This is a genomic window from Streptomyces sp. L-9-10 (assembly GCF_004151105.1).
Classification (GTDB): domain Bacteria; phylum Actinomycetota; class Actinomycetes; order Streptomycetales; family Streptomycetaceae; genus Streptomyces.
The window spans coordinates 156,257-173,521 of record NZ_PHRF01000172.1 but is presented as its reverse complement, the minus strand read 5'-3'; the positions used below and the strand labels follow the sequence as shown (position 1 = coordinate 173,521).

Below are 17,265 nucleotides of genomic sequence, written 5' to 3'. Positions count from 1 at the left end.
AACGAGCAAGTGGGGCGCGCTGACCGCCAACTCGGGTGGGGATCCTGGTGATTTCGTTCTGTCCGAGCGGTGGACGCACTCGCATTTCTCTGCAACTCTCTGACCGCAAAACGCAAAAGACTCTGTTCAGCAATGCAGAAATGCCTGTCCTACAGGTACGCAGCCAGAGCCGCGCCCTCGTCGCCCCCGCGCCGAGGCCGAAGATCGGGGATCCATGAGATCGCTACGCCGGAGATGGCGGGTCCTCTCCGCCGCCATAGCCACCAGTCTGTTGATGATCGGCTGGCCGTCGATGACCGCGATGGCGGCCGACGGTCCCAACATCGCCGCGGGGCGGACCGCGGCCGCGAGCACGACGTCGGGCGACGGGACCGCCCGGAACGTGACGGACGGGGATCAGTCCACGTACTGGGAGGGCGACGGCAAGAAGTTCCCCCAGTGGGTGCAGTCGGACCTGGGATCGAGCAAGCGCGTCGACCAGGTGGTGCTGAAGCTCCCCGCAGGGTGGGAGTCCCGTAAGCAGACGCTCTCCCTCCAGGGGAGCGCGGACGGCACCAGCTTCGCGACGCTGAAGTCCTCCGCCACGTACACCTTCAGCAAGGGCGCGGGCAACAAGGTCACCGTGTCCTTCCCGGCCACCAAGGCCCGCTTCGTACGGGCGAACATCACGGGCAACACGGCGGGGAAGAAGGCCCAGCTCGCCGAGCTGGAGGTGCACGCGGCCGCCGCGGCGTCGGTGAACCTCGCCCTCGGCAGGACGCTCACGGCGAGCAGCTTCACCGAGGTCTACGGCCCCGGCAACGCCAATGACGGCAACAAGGCCAGCTACTGGGAGAGCAGGAACAACGCCTTCCCGCAGTGGATCCAGGCCGACCTCGGTTCCTCGGTCCGCGTCAACCAGGTGGTGCTGAGGCTGCCGGACGGCTGGGGAGCCAGGAGCCAGACGCTGAAGATCCAGGGGAGCGAGAACAACTCCGCCTTCACGGATCTGACCGCGTCCAAGGCGTACACCTTCGACGCCGCGGGCGGACAGGCGGTGACGATCCCCTTCGACGCCGTCACCACCCGCTATGTCCGGGTGCTGATCACGGCCAACACCGGCCAGCCCGGCGGTCAGCTCTCCGAGCTGGAGGTCTACGGCCCCGAGACGGGTGACACGCAGGCGCCCAGCGCACCCAGCGGGCTCGCCTACACCGAGCCGGCCACCGGCCAGATCAAGCTGACCTGGAACGCGTCCACCGACAACACGGGCGTGACCGGCTACGACATCTACGCCGACAACGAGCTGCGCACCAGCGTCGCCGGCAATGTCACGACGTTCACCGACACCCAGCCCGCCGGTACGACCGTCTCGTACTACGTACGGGCCAAGGACGCGGCCGGAAACGTCTCGGGCAACAGCAACACCGTCACCCGCCAGGGCGACAGCGGTGACACCCAGGCGCCCACCGCCCCCGCCAACCTCGCCTTCACCGAGCCGTCCTCCGGTCAGATCAAGCTGACCTGGGGCGCCTCGACGGACAACAGGGGCGTGACGGGGTACGAGATCTACGCCAACAACGTGCTGCGCCAGACCGTGGCCGGCGACGCCACCACGTACACGGACACCCAGCCCGCCGGTACGACCGTCTCGTACTACGTACGGGCCAAGGACGCGGCGGGCAACCGTTCCGGCAACAGCAACACGGTCACCAGGAACGGCAGCAGCGGCTCCGCGTCGAACCTCGCCGTCGGCAAGCCGATCTCCGCGTCCTCGGTGATCCACACGTTCGTCGCGGAGAACGCCAACGACAACAGCGTCACCACCTACTGGGAGGGCGCGGGCGGCAGCTACCCCAACACCCTCACCGTGAAACTGGGCTCCAACGCCGACACCCAGAGCGTTGTCGTCAAGCTCAACCCGGACAGCAGCTGGGGCGCGCGGACCCAGAACATCCAGGTACTGGGGCGTGAGCAGAGCGCTTCGGGTCTCACCAGCCTGGTGGCCGCCAAGGACTACGCGTTCAGCCCGGCGAACGGGAACGCGGTGACCATCCCGGTCAGCGCGCGCGTCGCCGACGTCCAGCTGAGGTTCACCTCCAACACCGGCTCGGGCGCGGGACAGGTGGCGGAGTTCCAGGTGCTCGGTGACCCGGCGCCCAACCCCGACCTCCAGGTCACGGCGGTCAGCGCGGCCCCCACCGCGCCGGTCGAGTCGGACCCGATCACCCTGTCCGCGACCGTACGCAACGCCGGGGCGGTCGCCGCACCGGCCAGCACGGTCGAGTTCCAGCTCGGCGGCAGCAAGGCCGCGACCGCCGCGGTGGGCGCCCTGGCGGCCGGGGCCTCGGCCACCGTCACGGCGGACATCGGCCCGCGTGACGCCGGTTCGTACCAGCTCGGCGCGGTCGCGGACCCGGCCAACACGGTCATCGAGCAGAACGAGACCAACAACTCCTACACCAGCCCCAGCGCGCTTGTGGTGAAGCCGGTCTCCAGCTCGGACCTGGTCGCCGCGACCGTCTCCACCTCACCGTCCTCGCCCTCGGCCGGGGACACCGTCACCTTCTCGGTGGCGCTCAGGAACCAGGGCACGGTGGCCTCCGCGGCCGGCGCCCACGGCATCACGCTCTCCCTGCTCGACTCCAAGGGAGCCACGGTCAAGACCCTGACCGGCGCGCACAACGGCACCATCGCCGCCGGGGCGACCACCCCGCCGGTGGGCCTGGGCACCTGGGCGGCCGCCAACGGCTCGTACAGCGTGAAGGTGGTCCTCGCCGACGACGCCAACGAACTGCCGGTGAAGCGCGCGAACAACACCAGCACACAGCCGCTGTTCGTCGGGCGCGGCGCCAACATGCCGTACGACATGTACGAGGCGGAGGACGGCACGGCGGGCGGCGGCGCACAGGTCGTCGGCCCGAACAGGACCGTCGGCGATGTCGCGGGCGAGGCGTCCGGCCGTAAGGCCGTCACGCTCAACAACACCGGCAACTACGTCGAGTTCACCACCAGGGCCAGCACGAACACGCTGGTCACGCGGTTCTCGATCCCGGACGCGGCGGGCGGCGGTGGCATCAACTCCACCCTGAACGTCTATGTCGACGGCACCTTCCTCAAGGCGATCGACCTCACCTCCAAGTACGCGTGGCTGTACGGAGCGGAGGCCGGCCCCGGCAACTCGCCCGGCTCCGGTGCGCCCCGGCACATCTACGACGAGGCGAACATCATGCTGGGCAAGACCGTCCCTGCGGGCAGCAAGATCAAGCTCCAGAAGGACGCGGCCAACACCACCACCTACGCGATCGACTTCATCAACCTGGAGCAGGTCGCGCAGATCGCCAACCCGGACCCGGCCACGTACACGGTTCCGGCCGGATTCACCCACCAGGACGTGCAGAACGCCCTGGACCGGGTCCGGATGGACACCACGGGGAAGCTGGTCGGTGTCTATCTGCCGCCCGGTGACTACCAGACGTCCAGCAAGTTCCAGGTGTACGGGAAGCCGGTCAAGGTCGTCGGCGCCGGTCCCTGGTACACCAAGTTCCACGCCCCGGCGACGCAGGACAACACCGATATCGGCTTCCGCGCGGAGGCCGCGGCGAAGGGCTCGTCCTTCACCGGCTTCGCGTACTTCGGCAACTACACCTCGCGTATCGACGGTCCCGGCAAGGTGTTCGACTTCTCGAATGTCTCCGACATCGTGATCGACAACATCTGGAACGAGCACATGGTCTGCCTCTACTGGGGCGCCAACACGGACAGCATCACGATCAAGAACTCCCGGATCCGCAACATGTTCGCCGACGGCATCAACATGACCAACGGCAGCACGGACAACCACGTCGTCAACAACGACGCGCGGGCCACGGGCGACGACAGCTTCGCGCTCTTCTCGGCGATCGACGCCGGAGGCGCGGACATGAAGAACAACCTCTACGAGAACCTGACCTCGACCCTCACCTGGCGGGCGGCGGGTGTGGCCGTGTACGGCGGCTTCAACAACACCTTCCGCAACATCCATATCGCGGACACGCTCGTGTACTCGGGCATCACGGTCAGCTCGCTGGACTTCGGTTACCCGATGAACGGCTTCGGGACCGATCCGACGACGATCGAGAACGTGTCGATCGTCCGGGCCGGCGGCCACTTCTGGGGAGCGCAGACCTTCCCCGGGATCTGGCTGTTCTCGGCGTCCAAGGTGTTCCAGGGGATCCGGATCAACAACGTCGACATCGTCGATCCGACCTACAGCGGCATCATGTTCCAGACCAACTACGTGGGCGGTCAGCCGCAGTTCCCGATCAAGGACACCATCCTCAGCGACATCTCGATCACGGGGGCGCGCAAGAGCGGTGACGCGTTCGACGCCAAGTCCGGTTTCGGACTGTGGGCCAACGAGCTGCCGGAGGCGGGTCAGGGACCGGCCGTCGGTGAGGTGACCTTCAACGGTCTGACGCTCAGCAACAACGCCCTGGACGTGAAGAACACCACGCCCAACTTCAAGATCCACATCAACCCGTAGGAGGGGGCGCGGGCCCCTGGCGGGCCGTAGTGTGGTGCCGGCCGGTCGCTTCCGGCCGGCACCTCGCTTACCGGCGCCTTTACGCTCGAATTACGCTCTCAAGCAAGTAGCTTGCATGCCTTGCGATAGTCTTGCGTGTATGACGCGACGACTTGCTCAGGTGGCGAAGAAGGTTGGGGTCAGCGAGGCCACGGTCAGCCGGGTGCTCAATGGCAAGCCGGGGGTCTCACAGGCCACGCGCCAGTCGGTGCTGACCGCGCTCGACGTCCTGGGCTACGAGCGGCCGACACAGCTGCGGGGCGAGCGCGCCCGGCTCGTCGGTCTGGTCCTGCCGGAGTTGCAGAACCCCATCTTCCCGGCGTTCGCCGAGGTGATCGGCGGGGCGCTGGCCCAGCAAGGCCTGACGCCGGTGCTGTGCACCCAGACCAAGGGCGGCGTCTCCGAGGCGGACTACGTGGAACTGCTGCTTCAGCAGCAGGTCTCCGGGGTGGTCTTCGCCGGCGGGCTGTTCGCACAGGCGGACGCCCCGCACGACCACTACCGGCTGCTCGCCGAGCGCAAGATCCCGGTCGTCCTGATCAACGCGCCGATCGAGAACCTCGACTTCCCCTGTATCTCCTGCGACGACGCCGTGGCCGTCGAGCAGGCCTGGCGCCACCTCGCCTCGCTCGGCCACGAGCACATCGGGCTCGTACTCGGCCCGTCCGACCATGTGCCCTCCCGGCGCAAGCTCGCCGCGGCGCTGGCGGCGGCGAAGGCCGCCCGGGTGAAGCTTCCCGACGAGTACGTCGAGCGGACCATGTTCTCGCTGGAAGGCGGGCACGCGGCGGCGACACGGCTGCTGGACCGCGGTGTCACGGGCATCATCTGCGCGAGCGACCCGCTGGCGCTCGGTGCCGTACGGGCCGCCCGCCGACGCGGTCTCGACGTACCGCGCGAGGTGTCCGTCGTCGGCTTCGACGACTCCGCTTTCATGAATTGCACCGAGCCGCCGCTGACCACCGTCCGGCAGCCCATCGAGGCCATGGGGCGGGCGGCCGTTGAGATGCTGAGCGCCCAGATCCAGGGCGGCGCGGTGCCGTCCGGTGAGCTGCTGTTCGAGCCGGAGCTGGTGGTACGCGGTTCGACGGCGCAGGTCCCGCGCGGCTGACAGGCGGACACGCCACGATCCGGGCCCCGCACGCGAACAGCGTGCGGGGCCCGCCGCGTTGCGGGGTCGTTCCGCATATAGATGACCGGACATGCGCGCCAACTGTCAAGTATTTGCGAAATCGGGGCGACATATTGCGGACATCCGTAGTTGGTGGTTGAGTGAGCGCCGCCACACAGCGAGCAGCTGTGGGTTTCCCACGCTCCTGCCCAAGAGGGGTCCCACCGATGAGACGTTCCGGGTTCCGCCGCACCTGCACCGCAGCCATAGCCTCCACGCTCGCCCTCACTGGTCTGGCCGCGTGCGGCTCGGGCAGTGAGGACACCGCCGGGGGCAAGACGCGTATCACCGTGAACTGCATGCCGCCGAAGAGCGCCAAGATCGACCGGCAGAACTTCGAGAACGACATCACGACGTTCGAGAAGGCGAACCCGGACATCGACATCGTCGGCCGCGACGCCTTCCCCTGCCAGGACCCGAAGACCTTCGACGCGAAGCTCGCCGGCGGTCAGATGGAGGACGTCTTCTACACCTACTTCACGGACGCCAAGCACGTCGTCGACATCAACCAGGCGGCGGACATCACCTCGTACGTGAAGGACATGAAGGGCTACAGCGACATCCAGCAGTCGCTGCGTGACGTCTACACCGTCGACGGCAAGGTCTACGGCGTTCCGCGGACCAACTACTCGATGGGCCTCCTCTACAACAAGAAGCTCTTCCAGCAGGCCGGACTCGACCCCGCCAAGCCGCCGGCCACCTGGGAAGAGGTCCGTGCCGCCGCCAAGAAGATCGCGGGACTCGGCAAGGGCTACGTGGGATACGCCGACTACAGCGCGCAGAACCAGGGCGGCTGGCACTTCACCGCGGAGATCTACTCGCAGGGCGGCGACGTCGTCACCGCGGACGGCAAGAAGGGGAGCGTCGACACCCCCGAGGGCAAGGCCGTCCTGCAGACCCTCAAGGACATGCGCTGGACCGACAACTCGATGGGGACCAAGCAGCTCCTGATCCTCAACGACGTCCAGCAGATGATGGGCTCGGGCAAGCTCGGCATGTACATCTCCGCGCCTGACAACGTGCCGATCCTGGTCAAGGAGAAGGGCGGCAAGTACGAGGACCTCGCGCTCGCCCCGATGCCCGGCGGCAAGGGCACGCTCATCGGCGGCGACGGCTACATGTTCAGCAAGAAGGCCTCCCCCGAGCAGATCAGGGCCGGTCTGAAGTGGCTGGGGTTCCAGACGAACGCCCCGGGCTCCGGGCTCAACAACTGGAAGCGCGCCGCCGATCTGAAGGCCCCGGTCGGCCTCCCCGAGCCCCGGCTGTGGACCGGCGCCACGGACGCCAAGGACCAGGAGCTGAAGAAGCAGTACGCCAACGTCCCGGTCGAGAACTACCAGGCGTTCCTGGACGGCAGCCAGCAGCTCAGCGCGAAGCTGGAGCCGCCGAAGGCCCAGCAGATCTACTCGGTCCTCGACGGAGCCGTCTCCTCGGTCCTCACCAAGAAGGACGCCGACATCGACGGTCTCCTGAAGGACGCGCAGTCCAAGATCGACGGAATCCTGGCGCGAGGCTGACGCGTCGATGAAGACTGCCCAGGCCCCCCACCGGTCCGCCGCCGCGCCGCCCGCCACCCCGGGGCCGCGCCCGGCGGGCCGCGCCGCCGCGGGCCCCCTCCGCCGCAAGCTGTCCCATCAGGCGCGCGCCTACGGGTTCCTGATCGGCGGCCTCATCTGCTTCGCGCTGTTCTCCTGGTACCCGGCGATCCGCGCGGTGGTCATCGCCTTCCAGAAGTACACCCCCGGATCGGCTCCGGAGTGGGTCGGGACCGCCAACTTCACCCATGTCTTCGCGGACCCCGAGTTCGGGGCGGCCTGGCGCAACACCCTCACCTTCACCCTGATCGCCCTGCTGATCGGCTTCGCGGTCCCGTTCGTGATGGCGCTCGTCCTCAACGAACTGCGCCACGCGAAGGCGTTCTTCCGCGTGGTCGTCTATCTCCCGGTGATGATCCCGCCGGTGGTCAGCGCCCTGCTGTGGAAGTGGTTCTACGATCCGGGCGCCGGTCTCGCCAACGAGGCGCTGCGCTTCCTCCATCTGCCCACCTCGAACTGGACCAACGGCGCGGACACCGCGCTCCTCTCCCTCGTCATCGTCGCGACCTGGGCGAACATGGGCGGCACGGTCCTGATCTATCTCGCCGCGCTCCAGGGCATCCCGGGGGAGCTGTACGAGGCCGCGGAACTGGACGGCGCGAGCATCTGGCAGCGGGTGCGCCATGTGACCGTCCCGCAGACCCGCTTCATCATCCTGATGCTGATGCTGCTCCAGATCATCGCCACGATGCAGGTGTTCACGGAGCCCTTCGTGATCACCGGCGGCGGACCGGAGAACTCCACGGTCACGATCCTCTATCTCATCTACAAGTACGCGTTCCTCTACAACGACTTCGGCGGGGCCTGCGCCCTGAGTGTGATGCTGCTGATCGTGCTCAGCCTCTTCTCCGCCCTCTATCTGCGGCTCACCCGCACCGACGACTGAGAGAGGAGCGCGGCGCATGATCCGACGTACCTCGGCCGTACGTACCCCCGCTGTACGCACCCCGGCCGTACGCACCCTCGTCTCCCCGCTCGCGCTCGCGAGCACCCGGGGCAGGACGCTCTACTGGATCGTCTTCGGCGGTGTCGTCCTCGCGTTCGTCCTGGCCTTCCTGTTCCCGGTGTACTGGATGGCCTCCGGGGCCATGAAGTCCCCCGACGAACTGGTGCGGACACCGCCGACGCTGGTCCCCGACACCTGGCACCTCAGCGCGTACACCGACGCCTGGGACCTGATGCAGCTGCCCACCCATCTGTGGAACACGGTGGTCCAGGCCACCGGCGCCTGGATCCTCCAGCTCGTCTTCTGTACCGCGGCGGCCTACGCCCTGTCCAAACTGAAGCCGGCGTTCGGGAAGGTGATCCTGGGCGGCATCCTCGCCACCCTGATGGTCCCGGCCCAGGCGCTGCTCGTACCGAAGTACCTGACCATCGCCGATCTGCCGCTGATCCACACCAGCCTGCTCAACGACCCGCTGGGGATCTGGCTGCCGGCCGTGGCCAACGCGTTCAACCTCTATCTGCTGAAGCGGTTCTTCGACCAGATCCCGCGCGATGTGCTGGAGGCGGCGGAAATCGACGGAGCGGGCAAGCTCCGTACGCTCTGGTCGATCCTGCTGCCCATGTCACGGCCGGTGCTCGGGGTGGTCTCCATCTTCGCGCTGGTCGCGGTCTGGCAGGACTTCCTCTGGCCGCTGATGGTCTTCTCGGACACCGACAAACAACCCATCAGCGTCGCGCTGGTCCAGCTGTCGCAGAACATCCCGCTGTCGGTACTCATCGCCGCCATGGTGATCGCCAGTATCCCGATGGTCCTGATGTTCCTGGTGTTCCAGCGCCACATCATCGCCGGCATCAGCTCCGGCAGCACCAAGGGCTGACCAGGACCCCAGGGCCGAACATCGTGAAAGGAAGTCGTATGGAAGGCAGCCCTCTGGCGCCCGCCGACACGAACTGGTGGCGCGACGCCGCCATCTATCAGATCTACGTACGCAGCTTCGCCGACGGTGACGGAGACGGCACCGGAGATCTCGCGGGTGTACGGGCGAGGCTGCCGTACCTCGTGCGACTCGGCGTGGACGCCATCTGGTTCACCCCCTGGTATCTCTCGCCCCTCGCCGACGGCGGCTACGACGTGGCGGACTACCGCGCCATCGACCCCGCCTTCGGCACCCTCGCCGAGGCCGAGAAACTCATCGCCGAGGCACGTGAACTGGGTATCCGTACGATCATCGACGTCGTACCCAACCATGTCTCCGACCAGCACGCCTGGTTCAAGGCCGCGCTGGCCGCGGGCTCCGGCAGCCCCGAGCGCGAACTGTTCCACTTCAGACCCGGGCGCGGCGAGAACGGTGAGATCCCGCCGAACGACTGGACCTCCGAGTTCGGCGGCACCCCCTGGACCCGGCTGGACGACGGCGAGTGGTACCTGCATCTCTTCGCCTCCGAGCAGCCCGACCTCAACTGGGCCCATCCCGCGGTGCGCCGGGAACACGAGGACGTGCTGCGCTTCTGGTTCGAGCGGGGCGTCGCCGGCGTACGCATCGACTCGGCCGCGCTGCTCGCCAAGGACCCGGCGCTGCCGGACTTCACCGCGGGCCGCGACCCGCACCCCTATATCGACCTCGACGAACTGCACGACATCTACCGCTCCTGGCGCGCCATCGCCGACGAGTACGACGCCATCTTCGTCGGCGAGGTCTGGCTGCCCGACACCGAGCGCTTCGTGCGCTATCTGCGCCCGGACGAACTCCACACGGCGTTCAACTTCAACTTCCTGGCCTGCCCCTGGGACCCGGACCTGCTGCGGACCGCGATCGACGAGACGGTCGCCGAACACGCACCCGTCGGCGCCCCGGCCACCTGGGTGCTCTGCAACCACGACGTGACCCGCACGGTCACCCGGTACGGCCGGGAGTCCAGCGGCTTCGACTTCGCGGCCAAGGTGTTCGGCACCCCGACGGACACGGACCTCGGGACCCGCCGGGCGCGCGCCGCCGCGCTGCTCTCGCTGGCGCTCCCCGGCGCCGTCTATCTCTACCAGGGCGAGGAACTGGGCCTGCCGGAGGCGGAGATCCCGCGCGACCGGATCCAGGATCCGATGCACTTCCGCTCCGGCGGCACGGACCCGGGGCGTGACGGCTGCCGGGTGCCGCTGCCCTGGGCGGCGGGCGAGCCGTACGCGGGATTCGGCTCGGCGACCGAACCATGGCTGCCGCAGCCGGAGGCATGGGCCTCGTACGCCACGGATCTCCAGGCGGCCGATCCGGCGTCGATGCTCACCCTCTACCGCGAGGCCCTGCGGCTGCGCCGTACGGAACCGGGCTTCGGGGACGGGCCGATGAGCTGGCTGGATGCCACTCCGGGGGTGCTGTCCTTCGCCCGTACCGACGGTCTGGTCTGTGTCGTCAACCTCGCGGAGGAACCGGCGGAACTGCCCGCCCACACACGTGTCCTGCTCACCAGCGGCCCGTTGGACGGCGGGCGTCTGCCGCGGGACACGGCGGCCTGGCTGCGGAGCTGAGCCGCCGGACGCGCCTCGTCCGGGCACCCGCCGGGCCGCTTCGTGCGGCCCGTGCCGTACAGCTCCGTGCCGTACGGGACGGTCCGCACGGTTTCGTCCAGGCATCCGTCCCGTCCCGTCCGCCCGCTCGGATCCGCCCCGCTCAGGGCAGGTCCCTGGGCGGACGAGGGCCGTTGTACCGGCCGCTCGGCCGCATCCGCAGGGGCCGTTCCGCGTACTCCTCGATGGCGTGCGCGATCCAGCCCGCCGTACGGGACACGGCGAAGACCGTCTCGCCCGCCTCGGCCGGCATGCCGGCGGTCACCGACAGCACCGCCAGCGCCAGGTCGATATTGGCGTGCGCCGCCGCCCGGCGGGCGGCGGTCGCCTCCACCTCGCGCGCCGCCGCCAGTACGGGCCCCGCGCCCGGCAGTTCGGCCAGTACGGCGAACAGCGCCTCGGCGCGCGGGTCCTGGCGGGGATAGAGACGATGGCCGAGCCCCGGCACCGGCCGGCCGGCCCGCAGATGGTCCGCCACCACGGCCGCCGCGCTGCCCCGCTCCAGTACGTCGGTCAGCATCCGGTGGGCGAGGCCGCTGGCCGCGCCGTGCAGCGGTCCCTCCAGCGCGCCGAGACCCGCCGACACCACGGCATAGGGGTGCGCGCGGGCGGAGGCGGCGACCCGGACGGCGAGCGTGGAGGCCGCCAGGTCATGGTCGATGAGCAGCGAGAGCGCCGTGTCCAGGGCGCGTACGCCCGGTTCGCCCGCCTCGCGCGCGGTGAGCCGCGACCACAGCCGGCGGGCCAGCAGGCCGTCACCGTCCCGGGGCGGGCCGACCGCGGGCAGCGCGTCCACGAGCGTGGGGATGAGCGTACGGGCGGTGGCCAGTACGGCGTCCCGCGAGAGATCGAAGCGCAGCGGATCGGCGACCGACGCCGCGATGGCCGCCACTCTCAGCCGGTCCGTCGGGCCGCTGTGCGCGGGCAGCGCGCCGACCGCGCGCCGGGCGGCGGCGAGGGCCTCGGCGGGGGCGTCGCACCGTAGCCCTGTCCGCAGGGTGCCCGTCCAGAGCCAGTCGGCGATCTCCTCGTAGTGGAAGCGCCGCGCCAGCTCCGTCGCGTCCACGCCCCGGTAGTAGTAGCGGTCCGTGTCGATGAGCGTGACGCCGGTACGGATCTGGAAGGCGTCGGCGCCCGCCGCGTACTCGCGCCTGCCCTTGCTGGCGAGCGCGTCGACCTCTCCGGCGTCGAAGCTGCTGCCGCGTCCCGCGGGGTCGCGGCGGGAGGAGAGCTGGCCCCGGCTGACATACGCGTAGACCGTCTCCGGCTTCACCCCGAGCCGCTCGGCGGCCTCCCGGGTGGTCAGCCGCTCTCCCTCGTCGTCCATGGGCTTCACCGTACATGTATTGATTCAATCAATATTGACAGTGATTGAGTCAAGCATGGACAGTCGAATCACGCTCAAGGAGGAATGATGCCGACCACCGGGACCACCACCCCCGCCACCCATGCCGCCACCGCATCCGCCGGCACCCCGGCCGGTGCTCCGGCCCCCGCACCGGACCCCGCCGCCGTACCGCGCGGACTCGCCGGCGTCGTCGTCACCGACACCGCGCTCGGAGATGTCCGGGGAACCGAGGGCTTCTACCACTACCGCCAGTACTCGGCCGTCGAGCTGGCACGCCGGCGGAGCTTCGAGGACGTCTGGTATCTGATGCTCCACGGCGAACTGCCCGACGCGGCCCGCCGCACGGAGTTCACCGAGCGGACCGCCCGCCTGCGCCGGCTGCCCGAGGACGTCAGGGCCGCGCTGCCCGTCATCGCCGGGGCCTCCGCCGGGCCGGGGCCGCTCGCCGGGCTGCGGACCGCCCTCTCGCTCTTCGGCGCCCGCGCCGGGATGCGTCCGCTGTACGACATCGACGCCGATGAGCGCCGTACGGACGCCCTCGCGGCCTGCGCGGCCGTGCCGACGATGCTGACCGCCCTGTACCGGATCGGCCAGGGCCTGGAACCGGTCGAACCGCGCGACGATCTGCCCCACGCCGCCAACTACCTCTACATGCTCACCGGTGCGGAGCCGGACCCCGGGCGCGCGCGGGCGATCGAGCGCTATCTGATCTCCACCGTCGACCACGGCTTCAACGCCTCCACCTTCACCGCCCGGGTCATCACCTCCACCGGAGCCGATCTGGCCGCCGCTCTGGTGGGCGCCGTCGGGGCGCTCTCGGGGCCGTTGCACGGCGGCGCTCCCAGCCGGGCCCTCGACACCCTCGACGCCATCGGAAGCGTGGACCGTATCGACCCCTGGATCAGGGAACGCGTCGGCGCGGGCGACCGGATCATGGGCTTCGGGCACCCCGTCTACCGCACCGAGGACCCCCGTTCCCGCATGCTGCGCGAGATCGCCGAGGAGTTCGGCGGCCCGCTGACCGACTTCGCCGTGCAGGTCGAGTCCCGGGTCGAGGCGATCCTCGCCGAGCTGAAGCCGGGCCGTGAGCTGCACACCAACGTGGAGTTCTACGCGGGCGTCGTCATGGAGCTGTGCGGGCTGCCGCGCGCGATGTTCACGCCGACCTTCGCCGCCGCGCGCGTGGTCGGCTGGAGCGCCAATATCCTGGAACAGGCGGAGGACTCCAAGATCATTCGCCCGGCGGCCCGTTACGTGGGACCGCCCCCGCCCCAGCCGGTGCCGGCCGGCTGAGCGGGACGGCACCGGACCCGGCACTGCACGGAGGCGCGCGCGTGAGCGGGAAGCGGATCCCGGTGGTCGTTCTCACCGGCTTTCTGGGGTCGGGCAAGACCACCTTGCTCAACCATCTGCTGCGCCGCCGCGCGGGCAACAGGATCGCGGTGGTCGTCAATGACTTCGGCGCCATCGAGATCGACACGATGACGGTCGCCGGACAGGTCGGCTCGACGGTCTCGCTCGGCAACGGCTGTCTGTGCTGCGCCGTGGACGCGAGCGAACTCGACGGCTACCTGGAGCGGCTGACCCGCCCGTCCGCCCGGATCGACATCGTCGTCATCGAGGCCAGTGGACTGGCGGAACCGCAGGAACTCGTCCGGATGATCCTCACCGGCGACCATCCGCACGCCGTGTACGGGGGGCTGGTCCAGGTCGTCGACGCCGCCGAGCTCGACGCCACCCGGGCGCGCCATCCCGAGATCGACCGGCATATCGCGATCGCCGATCTCGTCGTGCTCAACAAGACCGACCGGGTGGGGGAGGCGGAACACCGGCGCGTCCGCGCCCTCCTGGACGGACTGGGCCCGGGGACGCCGGTGGTCTCCGCCTCGTACGGCCGGATCGACCCGGAGCTGCTCTTCGACCCCGCGGTCCGTCCCGACGAGGAGGAGAAGGTCCGCCAGCTCTCCTTCGAGGACCTGTACGCGGACCTGTACGAGGACACGCACGACGACCACGCCGCCCACGACGGACACGCGTCCCACGACGGTCATCTCCACGCGGCCTACGAGAGCGTGTCCTTCACCGCCGGGGCCCCGATGAACCCGCGGCGGCTCATGGCCTTCCTGGACTCCCGGCCCCCGGGGCTCTACCGGATCAAGGGATTTGTCGACTTCGGCGCTGCCGACCCGGCCAACCGCTATGCCCTGCACGCGGTCGGCCGGTCGCTGCGCTTCCACCCGGCGCCCTGGGGCCGCGGTGCGGAACGCCTCACCCAACTGGTGCTGATCGGCTCGGGGATCGACCGGGAGGCCCTGCTCAAGGAGCTGGACGCCTGCGAGGAGCGGGAACCACGGGCAACGGCGTCGCAGGACGCGGCGGCCGTCGACGAGAGCGCCATGTGGGGCGTCCTGCGCTACGTACCCGACCTGACCGAGCCCGAGCACGGAGCCGAGTCCGAGCACGGAGCCCAGCCCGAGTACGGGGACGGACCGGGGCCGGGGGACGAGCCCGGGTCCGGGCCCGAAGGCCCGGACCCGGAGCCGTACATGCCGTGAGCGGGCCTGGCGTCAGTGCGCGGGGCCTGCCAGGGTCTCGACCGCCTTCGTGAACGGCGTGCCCGAGCCGTCCCGCCGCGGGTCGGGCTCCGGCAGCTCCACCGGAGCACCGGTCTTCGTCGCCGCCCGCGCCGGACTCGCGCCCGCCCAGGCCAGGACCAGCATGTCCTCGCCCTTCAGGAACCGGTGACAGCGCACCCCGCCCGTCGCCCGGCCCTTGCGCGGGTACTGGTCGAACGGGGTGAGCTTGGCCGTACGCACCGAATCGTCCAGCGTGCCGTGCGACCCCGTGATCGTGAAGACCATGCCGTCCGCCGCCGGATCCACCGCGGTGAACGAGATCACCGAGGCGCCCTCGGTGAGCTTGATCCCCGTCATACCGCCCGCGGGCCGGCCCTGCGGCCGTACCTGCGAGGCCGGATAGCGCAGCAGTTGGGCGTCGGAGGTGATGAAGACCAGATCCTCCTCGCCCGTCCGCAGCTCCGCGCCGCCGACGATCCGGTCGCCCTCCTTGAGGCTGATGACCTCCAACTCGCCCTTGTTGGACGGATAGTCGGGCACCACCCGCTTGACGACGCCCTGGAGCGTGCCCAGGGCGAGCCCCGGGGACGACTCGTCCAGCGTGGTCAGACAGACCAGCTCCTCGTCACCCTCCAGTGCGAGGAACTCCGAGACAGGCGCCCCGCCCGAGAGATTCGGCGCCGAGGCCGTGTCCGGCAGCTGGGGCAGGTCGATCACCGCGATCCGCAGCAGCCGGCCGGTGGAGGTCACCGCGCCGATGTCACCACGCGCCGTCGCCGGCACGGCCGAGACGATCACATCGTGCTTGACGCGCTTGCCGTCACCGCCCTCCAGCGGCTCGCCGTTGACCGTACGGGCCAGCAGACCGGTGGACGAGAGCAGCACCCGGCACGGGTCGTCCGCGACCTCCAGCGGCACCGACGCGACGGAAGAACTCGCGGACTCCAGCAGCACCGTGCGCCGCGGGGTACCGAACTTCTTGGACACCGCGGCCAGTTCCGACGAGACCAGCTTGCGCAGCTCGGTGTCCGACTCCAGGATGCCGGTCAGCTCGTCGATCTCGCCGTTGAGCCGGTCGCGCTCGCTCTCCAGCTCGATCCGGTCGAACCGGGTGAGCCGGCGCAGCGGCGTGTCCAGGATGTACTGCGTCTGGATGTCGCTGAGCGAGAAGCGCTCGATCAGCCGCTCCTTGGCCTGCGCGGAGTTGTCGCTCGACCGGATGAGCCGGATGACCTCATCGATGTCGATGAGCGCGACGAGCAGTCCCTCGACCAGGTGAAGCCGGTCACGCCGCTTCGTCCGCCGGAACTCGCTGCGCCGCCGCACCACCGTGAAGCGGTGGTCGAGATAGACCTCCAGCAGCTCCTTCAGACCCAGCGTCAGCGGCTGGCCGTCGACCAGCGCCACATTGTTGATCCCGAAGGTCTCCTCCATCGGCGTCAGCTTGTAGAGCTGCTCCAGAACCGCCTCGGGCACGAAGCCGTTCTTGACCTCGATGACCAGGCGCAGTCCGTGCGCGCGGTCCGTGAGGTCCTTGACGTCCGCGATGCCCTGGAGCTTCTTGGCGGAGACCAGATCCTTGATCTTCGCGATCACCTTCTCCGGACCGACCGTGAACGGCAGTTCCGTGATGACCAGGCCCTTGCGGCGCGCGGAGACGTCCTCCACCGTCGCGGTGGACCGGATCTTGAACGTGCCCCGGCCCTTCTCGTAGGCGTCCTTGATGCCGGTCAGCCCGACGATCCGGCCACCGGTGGGCAGATCGGGACCCGGCACGAAACGCATCAGCGTGTCCAGGTCGGCGGCGGGGTGCTTGATCAGATGGCGTGCGGCCGCCACGACCTCCCCGAGATTGTGCGGCGGCATGTTCGTCGCCATCCCGACCGCGATCCCGGAGGCGCCGTTGACCAGCAGGTTCGGATACGCGGCCGGAAGCGTGACCGGTTCCCGCTCCTGGCCGTCGTAATTCGACTCGAAATCGACGGTGTCCTCGTCGATCGACTCCGTCATCAGTGACGTGGCGTCGGCCATCCGGCACTCGGTGTAACGCATGGCGGCCGGCGGATCGTCGTTGCCGAGCGAACCGAAGTTGCCATGGCCGTCCACCAGCGGCAGCCGCATCGAGAACGGCTGCGCCATGCGGACCATGGCGTCATAGATCGACGCGTCTCCGTGCGGGTGGAGCTTGCCCATCACCTCACCGACGACGCGCGCGCACTTCACATAGCCGCGGTCGGGGCGCAGGCCCATCTCGTTCATCTGGTACACGATGCGGCGGTGCACCGGCTTCATACCGTCCCGGGCGTCCGGCAGTGCCCGGGAGTAGATCACCGAGTAGGCGTACTCGAGGAAGGAGCCCTGCATTTCATCGACCACGTCGATGTCGAGGATCTTCTCCTCGAAGTCCTCCGGCGGCGGGGTCTTCGTGCTGCGGCGGGCCATCGCGGCTGCGGCTCCTTCACAGGTTCTGAACGGCAACTTCTCTGACTGATGCGGACCATTGTGGACCGCGCCACTGACAACTCCG

General features: G+C 69.2%; 10 protein-coding genes. 8 read left to right on the top strand and 2 right to left on the bottom strand.

Annotated features, from left to right (window positions below; translation table 11 throughout):
• Positions 1–214 precede the first annotated feature (214 nt).
• The 6 genes from CU044_RS37855 (at position 215) to CU044_RS37830 (ending at position 10,775) form a co-directional block, all read left to right on the top strand.
• A complete protein-coding gene (locus CU044_RS37855; protein ID WP_129773599.1) occupies positions 215–4,504 on the top strand; it encodes a discoidin domain-containing protein in 4,290 nt (1,429 codons plus the stop codon).
• A 139-nt stretch (positions 4,505–4,643) separates the two neighbouring features.
• Positions 4,644–5,654: a LacI family DNA-binding transcriptional regulator gene (locus CU044_RS37850; RefSeq protein ID WP_129773598.1), complete on the top strand. Its 1,011-nt coding sequence runs from the start codon at positions 4,644–4,646 to the stop codon at positions 5,652–5,654.
• Positions 5,655–5,881: 227 nt separating this feature from the next.
• Positions 5,882–7,231, top strand: coding sequence for a sugar ABC transporter substrate-binding protein (locus CU044_RS37845; RefSeq protein WP_129773597.1), 1,350 nt, complete (start codon positions 5,882–5,884; stop codon positions 7,229–7,231).
• Positions 7,232–7,238: 7 nt separating this feature from the next.
• A complete protein-coding gene (locus CU044_RS37840; protein ID WP_129773596.1) occupies positions 7,239–8,195 on the top strand; it encodes a sugar ABC transporter permease in 957 nt (318 codons plus the stop codon).
• A 16-nt stretch (positions 8,196–8,211) separates the two neighbouring features.
• Positions 8,212–9,132, top strand: coding sequence for a carbohydrate ABC transporter permease (locus CU044_RS37835; protein ID WP_129773595.1), 921 nt, complete (start codon positions 8,212–8,214; stop codon positions 9,130–9,132).
• Between the two features lie 38 nt (positions 9,133–9,170).
• Positions 9,171–10,775, top strand: coding sequence for a glycoside hydrolase family 13 protein (locus CU044_RS37830; protein WP_129773594.1), 1,605 nt, complete (start codon positions 9,171–9,173; stop codon positions 10,773–10,775).
• Between the two features lie 142 nt (positions 10,776–10,917).
• Here CU044_RS37830 and CU044_RS37825 read toward each other — a convergent pair whose 3' ends face one another.
• Complete coding sequence (locus CU044_RS37825) at positions 10,918–12,141, bottom strand: citrate synthase (RefSeq protein ID WP_129773593.1); 1,224 nt, start codon at positions 12,139–12,141, stop codon at positions 10,918–10,920.
• 87 nt (positions 12,142–12,228) lie between these two features.
• Here CU044_RS37825 and CU044_RS37820 point away from each other — a divergent pair, with 87 nt between their 5' ends.
• Together CU044_RS37820 and CU044_RS37815 are read left to right on the top strand one after the other, a co-directional pair.
• A complete protein-coding gene (locus CU044_RS37820; protein ID WP_129773592.1) occupies positions 12,229–13,455 on the top strand; it encodes a citrate synthase in 1,227 nt (408 codons plus the stop codon).
• 41 nt (positions 13,456–13,496) lie between these two features.
• On the top strand, positions 13,497–14,717 hold the full coding sequence (locus CU044_RS37815; RefSeq protein WP_129773591.1) for a GTP-binding protein: 1,221 nt from the start codon (positions 13,497–13,499) through the stop codon (positions 14,715–14,717).
• Between the two features lie 12 nt (positions 14,718–14,729).
• Here CU044_RS37815 and CU044_RS37810 read toward each other — a convergent pair whose 3' ends face one another.
• Complete coding sequence (locus CU044_RS37810) at positions 14,730–17,180, bottom strand: DNA topoisomerase IV subunit A (protein ID WP_129773590.1); 2,451 nt, start codon at positions 17,178–17,180, stop codon at positions 14,730–14,732.
• Between the last annotated feature and the right edge of the window lie 85 nt (positions 17,181–17,265).